21 protein-coding genes and 2 tRNA genes are annotated in these 20,201 nt (G+C 49.0%); 10 read left to right on the forward strand and 13 right to left on the reverse strand.

Annotated elements, in window-relative coordinates:
- Window positions 1-50 precede the first annotated feature (50 nt).
- A complete protein-coding gene (surE, locus tag HYX48_01035; GenBank protein ID MBI2742486.1) occupies window positions 51-824 on the forward strand; it encodes a 5'/3'-nucleotidase SurE in 774 nt (257 codons plus the stop codon).
- A gap of 170 nt (window positions 825-994) precedes the next feature.
- Here surE and HYX48_01040 read toward each other — a convergent pair whose 3' ends face one another.
- Window positions 995-1,396 (reverse strand): hypothetical protein, encoded by a 402-nt coding sequence (locus HYX48_01040; protein MBI2742487.1) that lies wholly within the window; start codon window positions 1,394-1,396, stop codon window positions 995-997.
- A 104-nt stretch (window positions 1,397-1,500) separates the two neighbouring features.
- On the opposite strand from HYX48_01040, the gene HYX48_01045 reads away from it, so the two are divergent.
- The 4 genes from HYX48_01045 (at window position 1,501) to HYX48_01060 (ending at window position 3,428) form a co-directional block, all read left to right on the forward strand.
- Window positions 1,501-1,573 (forward strand) — tRNA-Val (locus HYX48_01045).
- A 10-nt stretch (window positions 1,574-1,583) separates the two neighbouring features.
- A tRNA-Asp gene (locus HYX48_01050) sits at window positions 1,584-1,657 on the forward strand.
- A 112-nt stretch (window positions 1,658-1,769) separates the two neighbouring features.
- Window positions 1,770-2,675, forward strand: a complete 906-nt coding sequence (locus HYX48_01055) for a YitT family protein (protein ID MBI2742488.1) — start codon at window positions 1,770-1,772, stop codon at window positions 2,673-2,675.
- A gap of 60 nt (window positions 2,676-2,735) precedes the next feature.
- The gene (locus HYX48_01060) at window positions 2,736-3,428 is read left to right on the forward strand and encodes a TIGR00730 family Rossman fold protein (protein MBI2742489.1); all 693 of its coding nucleotides are present in this window, start codon (window positions 2,736-2,738) and stop codon (window positions 3,426-3,428) included.
- A gap of 145 nt (window positions 3,429-3,573) precedes the next feature.
- Here HYX48_01060 and HYX48_01065 read toward each other — a convergent pair whose 3' ends face one another.
- From HYX48_01065 to rpe, 11 genes are all read right to left on the reverse strand, one after another.
- Window positions 3,574-3,954, reverse strand: a complete 381-nt coding sequence (locus HYX48_01065) for a hypothetical protein (protein ID MBI2742490.1) — start codon at window positions 3,952-3,954, stop codon at window positions 3,574-3,576.
- Window positions 3,955-4,002: 48 nt separating this feature from the next.
- Complete coding sequence (locus HYX48_01070) at window positions 4,003-6,033, reverse strand: hypothetical protein (GenBank protein ID MBI2742491.1); 2,031 nt, start codon at window positions 6,031-6,033, stop codon at window positions 4,003-4,005.
- A gap of 80 nt (window positions 6,034-6,113) precedes the next feature.
- Window positions 6,114-6,995 (reverse strand): glucose-1-phosphate thymidylyltransferase RfbA, encoded by an 882-nt coding sequence (gene rfbA / locus HYX48_01075; GenBank protein ID MBI2742492.1) that lies wholly within the window; start codon window positions 6,993-6,995, stop codon window positions 6,114-6,116.
- Between the two features lie 2 nt (window positions 6,996-6,997).
- On the reverse strand, window positions 6,998-7,573 hold the full coding sequence (gene hpt / locus HYX48_01080; GenBank protein ID MBI2742493.1) for a hypoxanthine phosphoribosyltransferase: 576 nt from the start codon (window positions 7,571-7,573) through the stop codon (window positions 6,998-7,000).
- A complete protein-coding gene (gene accC, locus HYX48_01085) occupies window positions 7,542-8,909 on the reverse strand; it encodes an acetyl-CoA carboxylase biotin carboxylase subunit (protein ID MBI2742494.1) in 1,368 nt (455 codons plus the stop codon). Before accC ends, hpt begins: the two co-directional genes overlap by 32 nt.
- 15 nt (window positions 8,910-8,924) lie before the next feature.
- Window positions 8,925-9,431 carry an acetyl-CoA carboxylase biotin carboxyl carrier protein gene (gene accB, locus HYX48_01090; protein MBI2742495.1) on the reverse strand — a complete coding sequence of 169 codons (507 nt, stop codon included), beginning with the start codon at window positions 9,429-9,431 and terminating at the stop codon, window positions 8,925-8,927.
- 3 nt (window positions 9,432-9,434) lie between these two features.
- Window positions 9,435-9,992, reverse strand: coding sequence for an elongation factor P (locus tag HYX48_01095; protein ID MBI2742496.1), 558 nt, complete (start codon window positions 9,990-9,992; stop codon window positions 9,435-9,437).
- A 19-nt stretch (window positions 9,993-10,011) separates the two neighbouring features.
- Window positions 10,012-10,689, reverse strand: coding sequence for an HAD family hydrolase (locus HYX48_01100; GenBank protein MBI2742497.1), 678 nt, complete (start codon window positions 10,687-10,689; stop codon window positions 10,012-10,014).
- Window positions 10,673-11,635, reverse strand: a complete 963-nt coding sequence (locus HYX48_01105) for a YvcK family protein (protein MBI2742498.1) — start codon at window positions 11,633-11,635, stop codon at window positions 10,673-10,675. The genes HYX48_01100 and HYX48_01105 overlap by 17 nt, the downstream gene beginning before the upstream one ends.
- Window positions 11,632-12,360, reverse strand: coding sequence for a hypothetical protein (locus tag HYX48_01110; GenBank protein ID MBI2742499.1), 729 nt, complete (start codon window positions 12,358-12,360; stop codon window positions 11,632-11,634). The genes HYX48_01105 and HYX48_01110 overlap by 4 nt, the downstream gene beginning before the upstream one ends.
- A 128-nt stretch (window positions 12,361-12,488) precedes the next feature.
- Window positions 12,489-13,190, reverse strand: a complete 702-nt coding sequence (gene rpe, locus HYX48_01115) for a ribulose-phosphate 3-epimerase (protein MBI2742500.1) — start codon at window positions 13,188-13,190, stop codon at window positions 12,489-12,491.
- Between the two features lie 284 nt (window positions 13,191-13,474).
- Here rpe and HYX48_01120 point away from each other — a divergent pair, with 284 nt between their 5' ends.
- The 4 genes from HYX48_01120 to HYX48_01135 all read left to right on the forward strand — a co-directional run bounded on the left by HYX48_01120 (window position 13,475) and on the right by HYX48_01135 (window position 17,286).
- Window positions 13,475-14,248 (forward strand): hypothetical protein, encoded by a 774-nt coding sequence (locus tag HYX48_01120; protein MBI2742501.1) that lies wholly within the window; start codon window positions 13,475-13,477, stop codon window positions 14,246-14,248.
- A 372-nt stretch (window positions 14,249-14,620) separates the two neighbouring features.
- On the forward strand, window positions 14,621-15,436 hold the full coding sequence (locus tag HYX48_01125; GenBank protein ID MBI2742502.1) for a hypothetical protein: 816 nt from the start codon (window positions 14,621-14,623) through the stop codon (window positions 15,434-15,436).
- A 31-nt stretch (window positions 15,437-15,467) separates the two neighbouring features.
- Complete coding sequence (locus HYX48_01130) at window positions 15,468-16,235, forward strand: hypothetical protein (protein ID MBI2742503.1); 768 nt, start codon at window positions 15,468-15,470, stop codon at window positions 16,233-16,235.
- A 259-nt stretch (window positions 16,236-16,494) separates the two neighbouring features.
- Window positions 16,495-17,286 carry a hypothetical protein gene (locus HYX48_01135; GenBank protein MBI2742504.1) on the forward strand — a complete coding sequence of 264 codons (792 nt, stop codon included), beginning with the start codon at window positions 16,495-16,497 and terminating at the stop codon, window positions 17,284-17,286.
- Between the two features lie 22 nt (window positions 17,287-17,308).
- Here the strand turns inward: HYX48_01135 and HYX48_01140 are convergent, their stop codons facing one another.
- Complete coding sequence (locus tag HYX48_01140; GenBank protein MBI2742505.1) at window positions 17,309-18,061, reverse strand: aspartate kinase; 753 nt, start codon at window positions 18,059-18,061, stop codon at window positions 17,309-17,311.
- A gap of 338 nt (window positions 18,062-18,399) precedes the next feature.
- On the opposite strand from HYX48_01140, the gene rpsA reads away from it, so the two are divergent.
- Window positions 18,400-20,142, forward strand: coding sequence for a 30S ribosomal protein S1 (gene rpsA, locus HYX48_01145; protein ID MBI2742506.1), 1,743 nt, complete (start codon window positions 18,400-18,402; stop codon window positions 20,140-20,142).
- Window positions 20,143-20,201: the final 59 nt, after the last annotated feature.

Here is a 20,201-nt window from a genome sequence, read left to right on the forward strand (position 1 = left end):
GAATTACGCGGCAAGCAGAAGATCACACCCAATTTACGCAGGATAATTTCATGCAAAAAAAACCTCGCATCTTAATCACCAATGACGATGGCATTGATGCTCCTGGAATTAAACACCTCTGGGCAGCTCTTGTGGATCATTATGAAGTGATCATTGTCGCTCCAAGCTCTGAGAAGTCGGGAACAGGTCTTAGCATCACGATGAGAGATCCGCTTCACATTCAAGAGGCGAATTGGGGAGAGAAGACGCGCGCATGGAGAATCTCTGGAACCCCTGCTGATTGCGTTCGCATTGGAATGAGCCTTCTGCTGGATGTACGCCCCACTCTTATCGTTTCAGGCATTAACCGCGGCTCCAACTCGGGCAGAAATGTGCTCTACAGCGGAACCGTTGGAGGAGCAATCGAAGGAGTTCTTCGCAATGTTCCGAGCATCGCCTTCTCGTGCGAAGAGTATTACAAGCCCGACTTCGCCGCTGCACAGAAGTATGTGCTTCCCATCGTTCGCTATGTGCTTGAAAACTCCCTCCCTGAAGGAACTCTCCTGAATGTCAACTTCCCCACTACTTCGGACATTCAAGGCGTAAAGCTAGCTAAGCAGGGCCGCGGCTTCTGGATCGAAAACCCCGAGCAGCGTTTTCACCCTGAAGGCACGCTCTACTGCTGGCTCGGCGGCAAGTGGCACCATCAGGAAGAGGATGAAGATAGCGATGTCGCTCTTCTGAAAAAGGGCTTCGTGGCTGCAGTTCCGATCCACGTGCACCAGCTCACAGACCACAAAGCGTTTGACTCACATCGCGAGAACTTTGAAAAGACGATGCTTTAGAGGGTGTCTGCAAAGTCAGAAACTTTGATTTTTTAAGAGTTTTTGGCAGAATTTAAATTGTCTTTCGCAGGACATACTTGAGAAAGTAGGCTAAGAAAGACAATTTAAAGTCTGCCGAAAAGACTAAAAAAGCATGTTGTGCTGCCTTTGTAGACACCCTCTTAAGAGTGTTATTTTCTTTTTTGTTTGGGCACTAGTAAGATGAGAGCTTCTCTTTGGGCTTTCTCAATGAGCTCCCTTCCTCCCTCTAGCTGGCAGATTCTTGCAAGTTCATCCTTCAGACCCTCTGCGTACTCGTGCTCGTAGTAGGCAGGGTCGATCCCCGCCTCTCCGGGATGGGCAGCTTGGTACTCTTTCGCTTCAATGATCAGCTTAGCCAGAGTGTTAAACTGCTCGGTTAGACGAGGAAGCGCCTTGTTCAGCTCTTCTCTCGTATGAACCTTCTGGAGATCGAGCACGATGACCCTACAGAGCGCCTCCCCCTGGAACTGGTAGTCCTCGAGAGAGTTGGGCGAACAGCCCGCTACGATCAAAACCAGAAGAAAAATATAAATATTTTTTAAACGTTTCATATCCGAAAAATTAAGCCACTCCTTCGAAAAAGTCAAAGAGAAGTGTTGAGGAAAAATCGTACAAAGATTAAATTCTACAACTTCGTTAACCAATTGATGGTTGTGGGCGCATAGCTCAGTTGGTAGAGCGCCTGTCTTACACACAGGTGGTCATAGGTTCGAGTCCTGTTGCGCCCATTTTGTCTCTGCGGGAGTAGTTCAATTGGTTAGAGCACCGCCCTGTCACGGCGGAAGTTGCGGGTTCGAGCCCCGTCTCCCGCGTTCTTTTTTGAACGCCTTCACCCTTCAATTTTCTCAGTCAATTAAAGTCGTAATTTTTTCTGTACATCCATCCTCTCAATCCGTATCTTTGCGTCTTTAGCCTAGGTACTATATGCCGATGTTCCGTCCAAAAACACGTACGAAGATCCACCACATGATGTCCTTCTTCTGGATCATGGTTGGAGCTTTTCTCGCAGCAATGTCTATCCGCATCTTCTTACTGCCCAACCAGCTGATCGACGGCGGGATTGTGGGCGTGGCGCTAATCTTGGCGCGTCTTTTTGGCGACAACTACCTATCCTACTTCCTCATCCTGCTCAATATCCCCTTTCTCCACCTCGCATACACCTACATCCGCAGGACATTTGTTATCCACATGCTCGTTGCCGTGCTCTTCTTTGCCGGCTTCCTATTCGTCCTGGAGTATGCTCCTCACTTCATCGGAGATCCGATAGAAGTAATCGTGATTGGCGGTGCGATTTTGGGAATCGGGGTGGGTCTGATCATCCGACACGGCGGCTGCTTAGACGGCACGGAGATTCTTGCAATCCTCATCAACCGCAAGAAGGGATTTACAGTAGGCCAAGTAGTTCTCTTCATCAACGTCTTCATCTTCGGCGCATACGGATGGATCTTTCAGGATTGGCACATCGCCATCCGCTCGCTAATCACATACATCGTTGCCTTCAAAATGATCGACCTAGTGATCGTGGGTCTAGACGAGCTCAAATCGGTTCTCATCATCTCTTCCAAGCCGAAACAGCTGGGCGAGGTGATCACAAAGGAGCTTGGTCTCGGCTTAACGATCATGCACGGACGAGGAGGCTTTTCTGGAGAGTCTCGAGAGATTCTATTTATCATTGTAGAGCGCCTCGATCTTGCGGAGCTTAAAGAGATTGTCTTAAGAGAGGATCCCGCAGCCTTCATGGCTATCGAGAACCTGCATGAGGTGGTCTATGGCAAGCAGGCTTACGTCCCTTATAAAAAGAAAGCCCGCGGCAAGCTCTTCGCCAAATAACTTGAGGTAGAGCACGCCTTCTGCTACAAGACGATCTAAGTGTCCCTTGTGAGGAGTGCAATGAGTTCAACTTCTGGAAAAGATCCCTCTCCCCTACCCGCCTATGATGTGATCGATGCGTGGCGCGTCTTTCGCATTCTTTCGGAGCTCGTAGAGGGCTTCGAATCGATGGTCTCTATTGGCCCATCGGTCTCCTTCTTCGGCTCATCAAAAATCCGCGAAGACAACCCCTACTACAAGATAGCAGCCGAGCTTGCGAGCAAGATCGCCAAAAAAGGCTTTGCAGTGATCACTGGAGGCGGCGCGGGTGCAATGCAGGCGGCAAATCAGGGAGCAAGACAAGAGAAGGGAAAATCGTGCGGCCTGTGTATCGACCTGCCGGACGAAGAGGAGCCCAATGCATTCATCGACCGCAAGTACCTACTCCGCTTCCGCTATTTTTTTGTGCGCAAGGTGATGTTTGTACGCTATGCGCAGGCTTTTGTTGTCATGCCTGGCGGCTTCGGCACAATTGATGAGCTCTTCGAAGCTCTGATGCTTATCCAAACAAAGAGAATTAAGCCCTTCCCTGTTTATCTAGTGGGAAAAGATTACTGGTCTGGACTCATCCAGTGGATGAACGCCACGGCAGTTAAAATGGGCACGATAACCCCCGAAGAGATGAATCTACTCATCGTCACAGACGATCTAGACGAGATCGTCTCCGGCATTGAAGCCCACTACCAAAAAAAGAAGATCCTCGAAAACTTCTAACCCTACAACTTCAGAAAAAAGATCTTCTGCATTTTTTTTAAAGCTAGGCATGTCGGATGGTGTGCGCTTCACCACACCTCCCTTGGGCCACCTTGCGCTGCATGCGAAAGAAGGGGATCGGGCACCGGCACGGGCACGCACACGTTCACGAAAGAAAGACGGAGAGGAGAATCGGACACTCTCTTCTCTTTTCCCCTCTTCCGTGTCCCATCTCTTTCCCTCTTTCGTGAACGTGCCCGTGTGCGTGCCCGCGCCCGATCTTCTCTCCCTTCTCTTTAACTACAACTGCGACTGGACGCGAAAGGGACCCGCGCTGGCAAGCGAGGGATGAGCGCCTCGAGCAGCCCGCCGATGCATATCGCACAGCAAAATTGCACCCGCAGGAGAGCGCGGCCAGCGCGCCAACGGGGTAGTACTCTGTACACCCCTTCTCCGAGGACGCGATTTGGCAAAGCGAGATGCAGCGCAAGAGGGTCGCAGGGAGGCCCCGAGAGAAAGCGAAGCTTTCTCCTGGCCTACCCGACATGTCTCTCTAGCACTTCAAACTGAGAGACATTAGAAAGATATTCTGCGCCTAGTAGTCGAAGCGGGCTTGGACTGTGAGGCCTTGGAGGACTAGGTCGCCCTGTTCCATGTAGTTGGGGAGAGCGAGAGATTGCCACTGGTTCCACCAGTACTCCATCTCATAGGCAGCGCTCAGGTTGATGTGGCGGTTTTTGCAGAAGCATCTATCCCAGTCTGCTCCAAGTCGCAGTTGCAGATTTGGACGAACGCGGCTAGCATCGCCTTCGGTGGAGGCGTGATTTAGATCGCCAAACATATCCACAAAATCTCCCTTCGCCTTCACATTGCGTTTTCCAAAGAGAATCGAAGCGTAGAGGTCTCCGAAAACACCCCACTCTGCTCCCCAACGAGTCTCAAGTCCTAAGCGAGGACCCATTGCAAAAAAGTCGACCTTCTCAACTTCTCTTGTGATCATGTCTGGTGAGCTGAGATTCTCCGAATAGCGGACAGTGAGGTTCTGATCGATTGAAGCGCCTCTGAGTCCGATGACAGGTCTGATGTTCAGATTAGGGCTGAGAAATAGGTTGCGTCCAATCTCTAAATCAAGAGTGTTATATCTAAATTTAAGATGCGCTTTTGCATGAGAAGAAGACTCATCATTCTCAAAAACGCTGACAACCTCTTCTTCTTCGCCGCTCACACGGTTTGTGATGGTAGCAGGAAGCCATGTCCAGTTCAGGTAGATATCCCATCCATCGTAGGGCAGGTTATAACCTATCCCAGCTTTAAAGCCAGAATTCCAGGAAGACTCCATCTCTTTTAAAGTGCGCTTGCTGGAGCCGCTCACAACTACTAGTTTCTCTGCAAAAAGAGTTCCATCCTGATTCACCTGCCAGAAAATGTAGTCTCCGGTGATAAATGGGCCGTGAACCTTATCGTTGCAGCCACGAGCAGATGGAGTGATCTCAACATGCTCTGCTCGAGCAGCTGCAGGAGCAGGAGCCGCTGCTACAATGACAGGAGCTTCTCTCTTCTTTTCTACTTTTACTTTTGGAGGTTTTACCTTTGCAACAGAGGCATCATCTTCGATTTTGCCATATTCTGCAGAAGAGATACCCCAGCCTCTTTTTGGGCCGATCTCATTTCCGACTTTATAAACAGGTAGGCTATCGTCAGAAGCGAAGATAGGCTCTTCTTGGGTCCTAACAAGCCGAGGAGATCTTAATACTGTAGCATCTTCTAAAAGCTGAGCATACTCTGCAGAGCAGATCCCCGTTCCTCTTCTTCCTGCAATCTCATTCCCAACTCTGTAAGCAAGAGCCTCATGGTGGGAGATCGACTCAGGTGCATCTTCAAGAATTTGCCCGTATTCTCCAGAGCAGACTCCTCTTCCTCTTCTTCCGAAGATCCCGTTTCCAATTGTATAAGCAAAAGCTTCATGGTGAGAGATCGACGCTGGTGCGTCTTCTAAAATCTGTCCATACTCTCCGGAACAGATCCCAGTCCCTCTTCTTCCTGCGATCTCGCGGCCAGCGGCGTAAGCAGAAGTCTCATGGTGAGAGATCGATGCTGGTGCGTCTTCTAGAATCTGTCCATATTCTCCGGAACAGATCCCAGTCCCTCTTCTTCCTGCGATCTCGTGGCCAGCGGCGTAAGCAGAAGTCTCATGACGCGAGATCGACTCGGGTGCCTCTTCTAAAATCTGTCCATACTCTCCAGAACAGATCCCAGTCCCTCTTCTACCTGCGATCTCGTGGCCAACTCTGTAACCGAAAGTCTCGGGGTATGAGACCGACTCTGGGGCATCTTCTAAGATCACGGCATATTCCGCGGAGCAGATCCCCGTTCCTCTTCTTCCTGAAATCCCATTTCTAACTCTATTAAAAGAGACATCGCGATTCAAGGAGGGTGAGCGCTCATGGTGAAATCGAACGCTTCTAGGAGAGACCGATGCGCGGTCAGCATCTAGGAGTTGCCCATACTCAGCAGAGCAGACGCCTCTACCTCTTCTAACACCTACCTCTTTTGCTCCTGCAAGAGGAATGCCGATGATAGAGAAGAGAGCGAGCGTGCAGCCCATCCACTTGTATTGCGACTCCATGAGATTCTCCTATTTTTCACTTTGTATGACGTATGGAGAAATGATGATCGATGAGTGAAGGGGTTTTTTACAACAGGAATTTAATAGACAGAAGATGGAGAGCGGCAGACAGAATCAAGATATGCGCCATATTCGCTAGCCGAAAAACTGCGAGCGAGCTGCTTTAGCTCATCCGTTGAGATGTAGCCCATCTGGTGAGCAATCTCTTCAATGCAGGCGATTTTAATCCCTTGTCTCTCTTGAATAGCCTGCACATAAGCCGAAGCTTTTTGCAGAGCATCTGGTGTGCCTGTGTCTAGCCAAGCAAATCCTCTGCCGAGAAGGCGGAGATGAAGAGTTCCTCGTGCGAGGTAGGCTAGGTTGATATCGGTGATCTCGAGCTCTCCACGCTTGGAGGGCTTTAGCTGCTTTGCGATTTCGATGACATCGTTGTCATAGAAGTAGAGGCCTGTAACCGCATATCTTGACCGCGGATCTCTCGGCTTCTCTTCAATCTTAGTAACGCGGAACTTCTCATCGAACTCGACAACTCCATAGCGCTCAGGATCTTTCACCTCATAACCAAAGATCACCGCTCCATTCTCAAGCTGGGTGCAGAGCTGGACAAGTTTCGGGAGATCGTGCCCATAGAAGATGTTATCACCTAGGACCAGAGCGACTGTGTCATCTCCAATGAAGGGAGCTCCGATGATAAACGCTTGGGCGATGCCTTCGGGTTCGCTCTGTTCTGCATAGGAAATTTGAAGCCCGAGATGAGATCCATCTTTGAATAAGTGTTGAAAGCGAGGGAGGTCCTGCGCCGTAGAGATGATGAGGATTTCGCGTATCCCCGCCATCATGAGCACTGACAGAGGATAGTAGATGAGGGGTTTATCGTAGACAGGGAGGAGCTGCTTGCAAGTGGAGAGAGTGAGCGGGTGCAGCCTCGTCCCCTTCCCTCCTGCTAAGATGATTCCTTTCATCCTTACTTTCCTTCCATCACCATGGCGTAGACTCCAGGAAGTCCGCGGTAATACTCTTTATAATCCAGGCCGTAGCCGACGACAAAGCGGTTCTCAATCTCAAAAAGAGCATAGTCGGGCCGGTAGTCTGTCTTATGCGGTACATTTTTTGAGAGAAGAACAAGCGACTTTATTGTTTCGGGATTCTGCTCTTTTAAGCGTTTTACAGCTTCTGAGAGCGTAACTCCCGAGTCGAAGATGTCATCGACAAGCAGGACGTGTTTACCTGCCACATTAACCTTCTCTAGTCCGAAAAAGGAGAGAGCTCCTCTTTCAGTTCCCTTCTGGCCATAACTTGAAGTCTGGATAAACTCTAGCGAGCACGGGCTGTGGAGGTGCCTGATCAGGTCTGCCACAAGGCAGATGGCTCCTTTCATGATCATGACAATAGTGACCTCTCTCCCATTGAAGTCGGCATCCAGCTGAGCTGCCACTTCGCTGATCTTTTCCACGATGTTCTGCTCCGAGATGAGCAGCTCAAGATGAGAAAGATTCATATCTAAAAACTTAATCTGCCTGCAGAGTAAAGTTGCATCCATCTAATACTAATTGGTCAATGTAGTTAATAAAGTAGTCATGATTTAAAAAACGTTTGTCTTCAAACATAAAGAGATGGAAAGGAATCGTCGAGTGGACGCCTCCGATATGAAACTCTCTGAGCGCGCGTTTTGCAACGGCAATCGCCTCTGCTCGGTCTTTTCCCTTAACGATGAGCTTGGCGATCATCGAGTCGTAGTTTGGAGGAATGCGGTAGCCGGAGTAGCAAGCGCTATCGATTCTGACGTGCGGTCCACCAGGAGCGATGAAATATTCAAGCTGTCCTGGGGAAGGAGCGAAGTTGCTCGCGGGATTCTCCGCGTTGATCCGGCACTGAATGACGTGGCCAGTAAAGGTCACATCCTTCTGCTTGATTTTCAGCTTCTCGCCCATTGCAACTTTAATCTGTTCGCGGATGAGATCGACCCCTGTAAGCTCTTCGGTAACCGTGTGCTCCACCTGAATGCGCGTGTTCACTTCCATGAAGTAGAAGTGGCCTTTATTATCGAGCAGGAATTCAACAGTCCCTACAGAGTGGTAGTTAGCAGCCTTTGCAATTGCAACAGCGGCCTCACCCATCTTCTTTCTTAGTGCAGCATTGACAACTGGGCTTGGAGCCTCTTCGATTAGCTTCTGCCTACGTCTCTGAATCGAGCAGTCGCGCTCTCCGAGATAGATGCTATTGCCGTGCTTATCAGCTAGGATCTGGACTTCGATGTGGCGAGGGTCGACAACCATCTTTTCTAAGTAGACGTCAGGATTATTAAAGCTCGCTCCGGCTTCTGCCCGGGCAGCTGAAAACTGTCGTACAAAATCGTCCGAGTCGTGCGCGATGCGGATTCCCTTTCCACCGCCGCCGGCTGTCGCCTTGATGAATACCGGAAAACCAATCTTGCGCGCTTCTTTAAGAGCCTCTTGAACATCTTCGATGACGCCTTCCGATCCAGGGATCACAGGGCACTTTACGCTCTTAGCAGTCGCCTTGGCGCGAGCTTTATCCCCTAAAAGAGCAATCGTCTGGTGAGAGGGTCCGATAAAATTCAGGCCACAGCTTTCGCAGATAGAGGCAAAGTTGGCATTCTCAGCCAGAAAGCCGTATCCGGGATGGATCGCATCCGCTCCGGTTACTTCACAGGCAGAGAGAATATTTGAGATCTTTAAGTAGGATTTTTGTGACGGCGCCTCTCCGATACAGATCGCCTCGTCGGCGTATAGAACGTGAAGAGCCTCAGCGTCAGCTTGCGAATAAACGGCTACGGTTTGCAAACCCAGGTCGTGGCAGGCGCGGATAACGCGAACTGCGATCTCTCCCCTGTTTGCAATAAGAACTTTTTTCATAGTTTTTGGATGATATTAAACGATCCGGAAGAGTTTTGTTCCAAACTCTACAGGGTGCGCGTTATCGACTAGGACTTCGGCCACTGTGCCGCTCATTCCCGCCTTTACTTCATTCATCACTTTCATCGCTTCGATAATGCAGAGAACTGTGTTCTCATCGACGCGGTCGCCCACTTTAACAAAGGCAGGATCATCGGGAGATGGAGCGTTGTAAAAAGTTCCAACCATTGGAGAGAGAACGCACTTGCCCTTCTCTTCCTTAGCAGGAGCAGCCTCGTGCTGGCCATCTCTAGTTGGCAGTGAGGAAGCTGGGGGTCTTGGGTGGTGCTCTTCTTTATGGTGGTGAAGATGCGGAGCCGAGTAGAAAGGCGAGTAAGCAGGAGCAGGAGGAGCCTGGACCACAGCGTGATCATCTTGACGCTCTAGCTGCAGCTCAAAACCCGTCTTCTCTTTGATTAGTAACTTTTTAAGTCCGGCGCGCTCCATAGCGGCCATGAGTTCTTTAATCTGTTTTAATTCCACGACTTAGACCCTCTGGATATACTCGTTAGTGTGACAGTCGACTTTTATGATGTCTCCCGTCTCGACAAACATGGGGACCTCGATTTTAGCACCGGTCTCCAAAATAGCTGTCTTTGTAGCATTTGCAACGGCGGCAGCCGACTCGCTAGGCTCTGTTTTTACCACCATCAGCTCCAAGAACTGAGGCAGCTCGACGGAGAAGATCGCATCTCCGTAGAACATCGCTCTGATGTCGGTTCCCTCTTTCAGATAGTGAACCTTATCGCCAATTACATTTGTAGGAACAAGAACCTGTTCAAGATTTCCGACATCGAGAAAGAGGTAGTCTTTTCCTTCCGTGTAGAGAAACTCGAGACGTCTTTCGACGAGAGAGACCTCATCTACCTGAATGTTCAGTTTAAAGTTCTTTTCAATCAGCTCATCGCTAATCAGATTTTTGAGCTTAGTCTTGATGAAAGGGACACCCTTGGCAACCGTAACCTTAACGGCGGATTCGACTCGATAGATCTTTCCATCGACGTTCAGAATCATCCCAGGCGTGATCTGGTTGCTTGTGGTAATGCTTTTTTTTGCTTCTATATTATTTACGTTTGACATTTGTCTTGATGATGTCCTTCATCTCACTAAGTCGCGATATGGTAAAATCCACATCGCTCTTCGGTTCGCAGCTGTTAAGCCCGCGTCCGCGTTTAATATGCACTGTTTTAAAGCCCAGCTCTTTAGCTGGTGTAAGATCGATGTGGATGCGGTCTCCACACACGATCACTTCAGAAGAAAGAAAGCCTAGTTCTCCAGCAATTTTCTGGTAATGAAACTTTTTATTCCGTTCTTCTAAAACGACGATTCTACTAAAAAGTGAGAGATCAATACCAGCTTTTTTCAACTTGGCAAGCTGGGTCTCCTGCTTGCCGATGGTCACAATAGCAAGAGTATGCAACAGATTGAACTCCGTGAGGAGCTCCTCTGCACCCTCAACGAGATCGACCGGCATGTCGATCTTGAGATTCTCGTAGATCTCTTTGAGGCCGACCTCCAAATATTTCTCATCGGCTCCACAACTCTCTAGAAACTCTTTAAGTGTCTCTTCTGCAGAGAGTTTAGTTCTGTCGATCCGCTTCAGAGAGGCCTCAGCCTCTTCGATCTTTTCCACAAAAAGACCCGCTGCGCACATGCGATGGAGCGCATCCACCAGCTTCACCGGTGTGATGCATCCTGAGGTGTCGATTAATGTGTCGTCAAGATCAAAGATGATTAACAATTTTCATCAACTGTTGTGAGAGTTTTTTTGAATCGTGGCGGATCAAGCTGCGCTTCAGAAGATCCTGCTTCGCTCCCGCCTTTAACGCTCCGAGCAGCGGCGCCAGAATAATTCTATCGTCTTTCAGATCGTTTTCTACGAGGTCTCCCTCTTCGGCATACACCTCAATGAGCTCTTGAGGAGGAGTCTGACTGTTCACCAGGATGTGATCGAAGATATCGCTGCCGATATAGCGAGTGAGCTCGTCCAGGTAGCTGCTCACCTTAAAGCCGGTGGTCTGTCCTTTGCGGTTCATCAAGTTAACGATGAAGACCTTTTTAGCCTGCGACTGTTTTAGAATATCGCTGATTCCATCAACGAGCAGGTTTGGAATAAGAGAGGTATGCAGCCCGCCAGGACCTATAACCACTAAATCTGCATTCAGAATCTCAGAAATTGCGTGCGGGTTCGCCTTCGGATGCGGCTCGAGGTAGATGCTCTTATATCCCTGATCGATCTCCTGAGAGAGGTAGATCTCCTTCTCCCCTTCTAAAACCCTACGGTCATTTAAGATCATCTTGAGTCGCACCTGGTGGGTAGTGACAGGAATCACCTTCCCCTTAATGGCGAGAATCTTGCCCACCTCATCGACCGCCTTCTCAAAACTCCCCGTTACCTTTTCAAGCGCGGATAGAAAGAGGTTTCCAAAGCTATGGCCACCAAGCCCCCCATTCTCAAACCGGTAGTTCATCAAACTGCGCATGAGGCGCGAGGAGTTGGAGAGAGCCACGAGACACTGGCGCACATCGCCCGGAGGAAGAACCCCCAGCTCATCGCGCAGTATCCCCGTGCTTCCCCCATCGTCCGCCATCGAAACGATAGCGCTGATATCCACATTGCAGTTTTTGAGGCCGTCCAGAACAGTGAAATTTCCTGTTCCTCCACCGATTACAACTATTTTTTTCATCTAAACTCCGTTACGGTCACAACCGGTAGAGTGGGGTTAAAGTAGAGCGAACAGAAGCTCAGATTTGAAACCGTGCGCACAAGAAACTCGGTTTTCGACAGGAGAAGAGAGTCGACTAGCGCCTGCTCTCCTAGCTCATACTGATTCTTTTTTTCAAAATGCACGGCCTTACCATCCGTTGATCTTCGAGCCTTAATATAGAGAACGCGCCCTTTAAACTCCGCAGAGATCTCATCCAGAAACTGCTGCTCATCTGTCGCAACGAAGAGTTTATACTGATCTGAAGGAAGTTTTGCAATGGACAAACGGATCTCATTGAAAACAGAGTCGAAAGAGACCCTTTTCGCCTCCCTCTTCTTATCCGTTCCGCGGAAGTGGACTCCAATTACATGATAACCTTTAAAGTTCTCCTCCACATACTCCTCGATCTTCCGAGAGATCTCCGGCCGAAGCTGTATGTACTTCTGGATAAGCTCATACCCTCGCTCTCTGGACATGCGTCGAAAAGCAGTTTTATGAAATCTGTGGATCTTCCGGTGGCTTGCGACTACAGGATTCTCCATCTCTCCAAACTGGACCGGATTGAAGTAGTAGCCCCACCAGTTACTCCCCTTTTGAGGGTCGTAGTAGAGCCCCTGATCTCCAAAATTGATGCGCACTCCAGACCAGGCGCTCTCCTCGTAGGCATTGAAACAGCCCAGCACCGTGAGAAAGACGCTGAACATCCCCGACTCCTCCCCTGGAGAGTGGAGAATGAGAGACTCGCGATCTGTATTTAAACACTTAGAAAAACAGGGAGTTGAAAATAGAGAGCTCAAACAGAAGAGAGAAAGGAGGAAACGGGATCGAAAACTCACCCTCTCAGCCCCTGAATCGCTCGTTTCATGTCTGGCGCTTTAAACAGGTAGTTGCCCGACACCAGGACGTCTGCTCCCGCCTCGATGCACTGCTTGCCCGTCTCGGCATTAATGCCCCCATCTACTTGAATAGAGAAGGGAGGAAGAAGATCTTTTTCTGAAGAGACCACTCCCCCTTTGCGGATGCTGAGATCGTCGCAGATCTTTCGAGTAAAGCTAACTTTTTCAAGAACCTCGGGCATAAAAGCCTGCCCGCCAAAGCCCGGATTAACCGTCATCAGCAGAATGAGGTCGCACTTATCCAGAAATTTGACGATTAAACTTTCAGAGGTGTCGGGATTAAACGCCAGTCCCGCTTGAACGTTGCATTTGCGGATGTAGTTCAATGTCTCTTCGATCTCTTCTGACGCCTCGAAATGGAAGGTGATTCGATCTGCACCGGCTTCCACAAAACGTTCGATGTAGTCGAAGGGATTATAAATCATCATGTGCACGTCTAGAAAGAGATCCGTTGAGCGATTTACCGCCGCAACGGCTCTAGGCCCCAGCGTCAGGTTGGGAACAAAGTGACCATCCATGATGTCGAGGTGTAGAGCATCTGCTCCTGCATCTTCTACCCTCTTGGCTTCGTCCGCCAGGCGGCCAAAGTCCGCCGAGAGAAGAGAGGGAACGATCTGAACAGGCCACTTCTTTGCCATCTGCTAAAATCCTCTTTTAAAAGGTCGCAGTATAACAAATTCTGCCAAACTAAAACAAGAAAACTTGAGAGAAAAGAGGAGAAGGAGATCGGGCACGGGCACTCACACGGGCTCGTTTACGAAAGAAAGAATAGATGGTTAAACTCTCCTCCTCTTTCGTGAACGTGTGCGTGCCCGTGCCGGCGCCCGATCTTTCCCCTCGCTCCCAACATTAAAAATTTTAGTTTGCCATGAGATATGTGAGAAATGTTAAAATCTCTCCTTCAAACATATAGGAGATCCACATGACTAAGCCCGTAGGTCCACTTTCTGGCAGTTCACCCGCAGCTATGGGCAGCAAAGCAGCGCCAGAAAAACCCCCAAGACTCCCAAGATCCGACTCGCAGGACAGTATTTCTTCCTCTCATCCTCATGTAGAGCCCTCCTGCCTTGAATATGCACTCCAATGCGGCATGCAGCTCTTATCTTACCTCGGGCGGCTTGCGCTCTCGCTTTGGGATCTTCTTGCAGATGCCTGCAGCAGTGAATCTGTCGTAGTGAAAGAACTTCCTCCTAGCAGACCTACTTGTGTTGCATGGAAAGATATTGATGCAGAATGTACTCAATTGGCAACAGGCCTCTCTATACTCGAGCAGATGACTACTCCATGTAAGGTCTATTTTCTAATACAGAGCCCAGAAGAAGTAGTTTGTTCTGATGGTAGCCGTTGCGAGTTTAAGTTCGATGTCGTCTGCAGTGCTCATATGCCAATTTCCTCCTGGAAATCTGAGATAAGTCGTTGCATAGGTGCACAGGGCGATGATTTTGTGAGATACAATTTCAGACCTTACGGAACACCTTTAAGTGAGGTCAATATAGTTCTCATAGCAAGCCGCCAGATGGAAAATGGAGAGTGGGACATTAACTTCTCTACCAGAAGAAGGACCCCAACAGAAAGATCTAGTTCCGATGAAACTATAAAAGGGTGCTCTCTTGAAGGTGTGAAAATTTTATTTGAAACCACCCCAGGCCTCACTCCTGATATGCGCGAAAAAGCCCTCCACAAGAGAGCTCCCTGATCGAGCGGAAGCGAGATCCCTGGACTGCGGCGCTCTGCGCCGCCCTAATTCAAGAGTAAAAAACAGGATCCGCTTCGCTAGCAGGATCGCCACCTAGCCAGGGGCTAGGGGCGGCAGGATTTTCCGGATTTCCCCATCCTGCCGGCGAGGCGAGCGCCGATCCTGCTAGCGAAGCGGATCTTGTTATTTTTTTCTTTAAAATCTTCGGCACGTACTCCTGACGAGACGTCGCCAGGTCGACGTCGAGAAAAGCGGCGCCGAGTCGCCGCACTCCAAAAAAGAGCCTCGAAGTAGGTGTATTAAATAATTTAGTTTGCCATGAGATATGTGAAAAATGTTAAAATCTCTCCTTCAAACATATAGGAGATTCACATGACTACCTCTTTACCTCCAGTTCACGGTCAGAAGCCAGCAGCTATTGCTGCTGATGGCAAATCTATCGATACGAAAGGCTCCGGCTCGAGAGCGCCTCAGCCAGACACGCTAACTCCTCATCCGGATCATGAAACGGGAGCCTCATGCTTTGGATACATCGAAGCGTGCTGCTGCAATATTTTTACTTATATCGCTGGTCTTGCGATCTCTGCATACGACTGGATCTGCGAAATGTGCGGCTGCGCACCTGCCAAAGAAGTGTCAGACCCTTATGCTGATCTCACCCTAGAGCAGCTTACTGCGAAGAGATGGAGTCGCATTGACGCTATAGTTGACGAATGGGAGACAGGTAAAGTTTTTGACCAACTTCTTAGAGGAATGCCGCTTCCTTGCAAACTTTGTACACTTGTAAGACTTACTAAGCATGAATTTCAGAACCATTCTGCGCCACACATGTTCCATCATACCTTTTCTAGTTCGGAAGAAATTCGGACGTGCGATTTCAACTTAAAAGACACATTTTCTAGCAATAAGGCATCACTCGAAGGAGCACTTACCACACTTAAAAAGGCTTCTGGGGATAGAGAGATTGGCGGAGCTCTATTAGCTGTCATAGTAAGCCACAAGCTTGGCAATGGGAAGTGGCAAGTCAACTACGCAGCAAAGATGATTGATGCAAATGGAAAAACAACCCTTAACCAATCTTTTATTTCTCACGCAGAAGGCGATGAATTTGTCCTTGACGATCTCTTATTTAAATCACTTGGGATTCCCAAGAGGAACGAGGCCACAGTCCAAGTTGCCCTGCATTAGAAAACAACTTAAACAGAATTAGGAGATACACATGTCTAATCACATAGATCCACTTTCTGGCGCTTCATCAGCTGCTTTTGTTGCCGCTTCTGAAAGCAAAAGAGCGCATCCAAAGCGTGCAGGTTCACGCGAGCCTCAGCCAGACACTCTACGCCCTCATCCGGACCATGAAGCGGAAGCCTCATGCTTTGGATACATTGAAGAGTGCTGCTGCAATATATTTCTCTACTTTGCAGGGCTTGCGATTTCGGCATACGACTGGATCTGCGAGTCTCTCTCGGGAAAAAATGCTTTTGAGAAAGAGTTTGATGATCTGGCCAAAAATCTCCCCTTCCTTGAAGAGATGCCCTTCCCTTGCAAAATCTTCATCGTAGCTAATCCTCAATTGGGCGGTGGGCCTCTGGTCGCGACTTGGCTTCTTAATAGCCGAGATGGCTGCGCAGAGAACCTTCGCGAGGTCTATAGTCGTTTAAAGGCAAAAGCAGGCGAAGATGGCGACATGGGACACCTAGACTTAAGGGTTTCTGCTTGCCACCAGAGAGAAGACACCTCTCGAGTCTTCTCCTACTCACGCAAAATAATATCTGCTAAAGGCATAGGGGCCAATCCTGAAAACGTCTTTCTACCGAATACTGGAAAAGGTGATGTCATCAGGTTTTTCGAACGTTTATCCTACCTCCCCAAAGAGACGATCGCTCAGGCTGTCCATGATAGACCCTCCGGGGCGCAGGTAGTTCTCGATCGAGTGATTACACCTCATGACAGCGGAAAACCCATCTACCTTTCTACCTTAAGGTAAACTGAGCTACAACGCGGCGTGCGACCTTATTTTTTAAGAGTAAAAAAACAGGATCCGCTTCGCTAGAAGGATCTTCCGGATTTTCCGATCCTGCCCATCCTGTTAAATAAAATTTTAACAAATTAGGGCGGCGCAGAGCGCCGCAGTCCAGGGATCTCGCTGCGCTCAATCAAAGAAAGAGATGTATTAAATAATTTAGTTTGCCATGAGATATGTGAAAAATGTTAAAATCTCTCCTTCAAACATATAGGAGATCCACATGTCTACCCCTTTAAGTCCAGTTCACGGTCAGAAGCCAGCAGCTATTGCTGCTGATGGCAAATCTATCGATGCGAAGGGCTCTAGCTGCCCAAGCTCGCCTCAGCCAGACACTCTACGCCCTCATCCGGATCATGAAGCGGAAGCCTCATGCTTTGGATACATTGAAGAGTGCTGCTGCGGCATCTTTACCTACATCGCTGGGCTTGCAATCTCTGCGTATGAGTGGGTCTGCAGTGCGATCGCTGGGAAGAGCGCGATTGAGAGCGAGTTTGATGATCTGGCCAAAAATCTCCCCTTCCTTCAAAACATGGGCGTTCCCTGCAAAATTTTCATCGCAGCTAAATCCTCCCTGAACGACGAGCCCCTGGTCGTATCCTGGCTTCTTACTGGTCGAGATGGCCGAGCCATCTGCGCGGAGAATCTCCGCGAGGTCTATACTCGTTTACTGGAGGAAAAAGGAGATGAGCGTGGCTCTCTCGGAGATTTCCATCTAGCTCTTACCGCTTGCCACCAGAAAGAAGACGGCTCTTTTACCTTCTACTACTCAGACAAAAAAATATCTGCAAGCGGAATAGCCTCTGATCGTCTAGACAACTTTTTGAGAAATACAACAGAATCTGATGCAGCTTGGTATTTTCAATACATGCGCCCCCTCGCTCAGTGGATGATCCCTCATGCTATTCATAAGAGACCTTCTGATGCGCAGGTAGTTCTCGATCGAGTGATCACACCTCATGACAGCGGAAAGCCCGTCTATTTGAGTGAAAGAACGCCTTCCTCTTCGGCTTAGGGATAAAGGTCTTAGAGGCTATCTATTCAGCTTCAAACTGGGCTGCGGTACGAGCCCCTGCCGCGTTCTGGATCATGGTCCCCTCTGTAAAACTATTAAATGAGAGGACGTGGAGCGGGAGGCTGTTCTTCTGAGCGAGAAGAATGGCTCTTTCATGCAGCACTTTTGCCCCCTTCTGGACGATCTCGAGCGCCTCCGGGTAGCTGAGTGTGGAGAAGAGCTGGGCCTCAGGATTCTTCTTGGGATCCTCTGAACAGATCCCCTGGACATCCTTATAAAATTCAACCTTTTCAGCGCCAAGGGCGATCGCAAGCGCTACAGCTGAGGTGTCGGAGCCCCCTCTTCCGAGGGTTGTGATCTCCCCCTCTCTACTCACCCCCTGAAAGCCGGCGACGATGACGATCTTTCCTGTCGAGAGGTGGGGAAGGAGCCTAAACGGGCGCACCTCGATGATCTTGGCATCGTTGTGCTGAGAGCTGGTGATGATGCCCGACTGGCTGCCGGTGAAGGAGATCGCCTCCTTATTTTTGGCGGAAAGGGCCATGGCCAGAAGAGAGATGCTGATCCTCTCTCCGACAGAGATGAGCATGTCGAGCTCTCGTCTGGGAGGGGTAGGATTCACTTTTTTGGCGAGTGCGATGAGCTGATCGGTACTATCTCCCATTGCGCTGACGACGACGACGATGCTGGAGTAGGAGTGGGAGCGACTTAAAATTAGGTCAGCTATTTTCGAGAAGTGCTCAGCTGTAGCAACGGCCGCTCCTCCAAATTTCATCACAAGAGTTTTCATAGAAATTTTTTTACCAAAAAAATTAGTCACCTAAGAGAATTTATTAAAACTTCATGGAAGATGCAATGGGTAATTTCAGAGTCACTCGTTGGCCTGCTTTTTAAGTATGTTCTGCGAAGTGACTTTGAACTCTGTGAAAAAATCCTTCAAAAATCATCACTTTAGAATATTGGGATAGGTTCTTGCTTTTATAACTAATCTTTTGTTAAGATTCCCCGGTGAATGTATTCTGTCTCTCTTTCGACGAATTCTCCCCCTAACGACATTCGACGGAATCGCGATTGGCAGATGAATTTTTATAAACCCTAGGAGAAACCTTTAACATGTCCAAAAACTCACAATACGACTGGAACACAAGCAATATCATCGATGATGTTGAATTCCACGAAGAAGATGCAAAACAGTTCAAAAAGCTACTAGATCGAAAAGAAGAGAGCGCAAGCGAAGGCTCTGTTTCTTCAATGAGTTCTGGGCAGATCTTAAAAGGTAGAATCGTCGAGCTTACAAAAGACTTCGTCGTCGTCGACGTAGGTCTGAAGTCTGAAGGTCTCGTGCCGATGAATGAGTTTATCGATCCGGCTGAGATCGTTCTTGGAAATGAAGTTGAAGTGCTTCTCGATCAGGCTGAAGGCTCTGACGGTCAGATCGTCCTCTCTCGCGAAAAAGCGCGCAGATTAAGACAGTGGGAGCATATCGTCCACCACTGCACAGAGGGCTCTATCGTTAAAGGTAAGGTCATGCGCAAGGTTAAAGGCGGCCTGATGGTTGACATCGGCATGGAAGCCTTCCTACCTGGCTCGCAGATCGACAACAAGCGCATCAAGAATCTCGATGAGTATGTCGACCAAGTATTTGATTTCAAAATCCTCAAAATCAATACAGAGCGCAAAAACATCGTCGTTTCACGCAGAGAGCTTCTCGAAGAAGAGCGCATCTCTCGTAAAGCTGAGATGCTCGAGAACATCAACGAAGGCGAAGTCCGCATCGGCGTAGTGAAGAACATCACCGACTTCGGCGTCTTCTTGGATCTCGATGGCATCGACGGCCTCCTCCACATCACAGACATGACATGGAAGAGAATCAAGCACCCATCTGAGATGGTCCACCTCGGTCAAGAGCTGGAAGTGATGATTCTCCACATCGACAGAGAGAAGGGAAGAGTGGCTCTCGGCATGAAGCAGAAAGAGTCCAATCCTTGGGAAGAGATCGAACAGCGCTATCCTCCTGGCACACGCGTTCGCGGCAAGATCGTCAACCTAGTTCCTTACGGCGCGTTCATTGAGATCGAGCCAGGGATCGAAGGGCTGATCCACGTCTCCGAGATGTCTTGGGTGAAAAACGTCTCCGATCCTACAGAAGTTGTAAAGAAGGGCGACGAAGTAGAAGCTCTTGTTCTCTCTGTACAGAAAGAAGAAGGCAAGATCTCTCTCGGCATTAAACAGACAGAGAAGAACCCTTGGGAAGATGTCGACCAGAAATACCCGATCGGCAGCAGCGTTCAAGTCGAGATCCGGAATCTCACTAACTATGGCGCTTTTGTTGAGCTCGAGCCTGGAATCGATGGCCTTATCCACATTTCAGATCTAAGCTGGATCAAAAAGGTTTCTCACCCTTCTGAAGTCTTCAAAAAAGGTGATAAAGTTGATGCAGTGATTCTCTCTGTTGATAAAGAGAGCAAGAAGATCACTTTAGGTGTGAAACAACTCAGCCAGAATCCTTGGGAGAGCATCGAAAGGACTATGCCTGTTGGCTCCCTCGTAAAAGGCGTTGTAACAAAGATCACAGCATTTGGCGCTTTCGTCGAGCTGGATAACGGGATTGAGGCTCTTGTGCACGTCACAGAGATCTCCGATCAGCCGTTCGGCAAAGTCGAAGAGGTGATCCAGAAAGGTGCTGAAGTCACAGCGAAGGTGATCAAACTGGATCCTGAGCACAAGAAGATTGCGCTCTCGATTAAAGAGTATCTCGTCGACAAGAACGAGTTCAGCCGCGATGACATTGTCGTCGGTGCTGCTAAGCCTCGCGCTAAAAAGAAGAAGAAAACCGAAGAAGAGAAATCAGAGTAGGTTTCAAATAAAACTTGAGGAAGCTTAAAGCTTCCTCACTATCCAAAAACTTAAGGGGG

The organism is Chlamydiales bacterium (assembly GCA_016185065.1).
Classification (GTDB): Bacteria; Chlamydiota; Chlamydiia; order Chlamydiales; family Rhabdochlamydiaceae.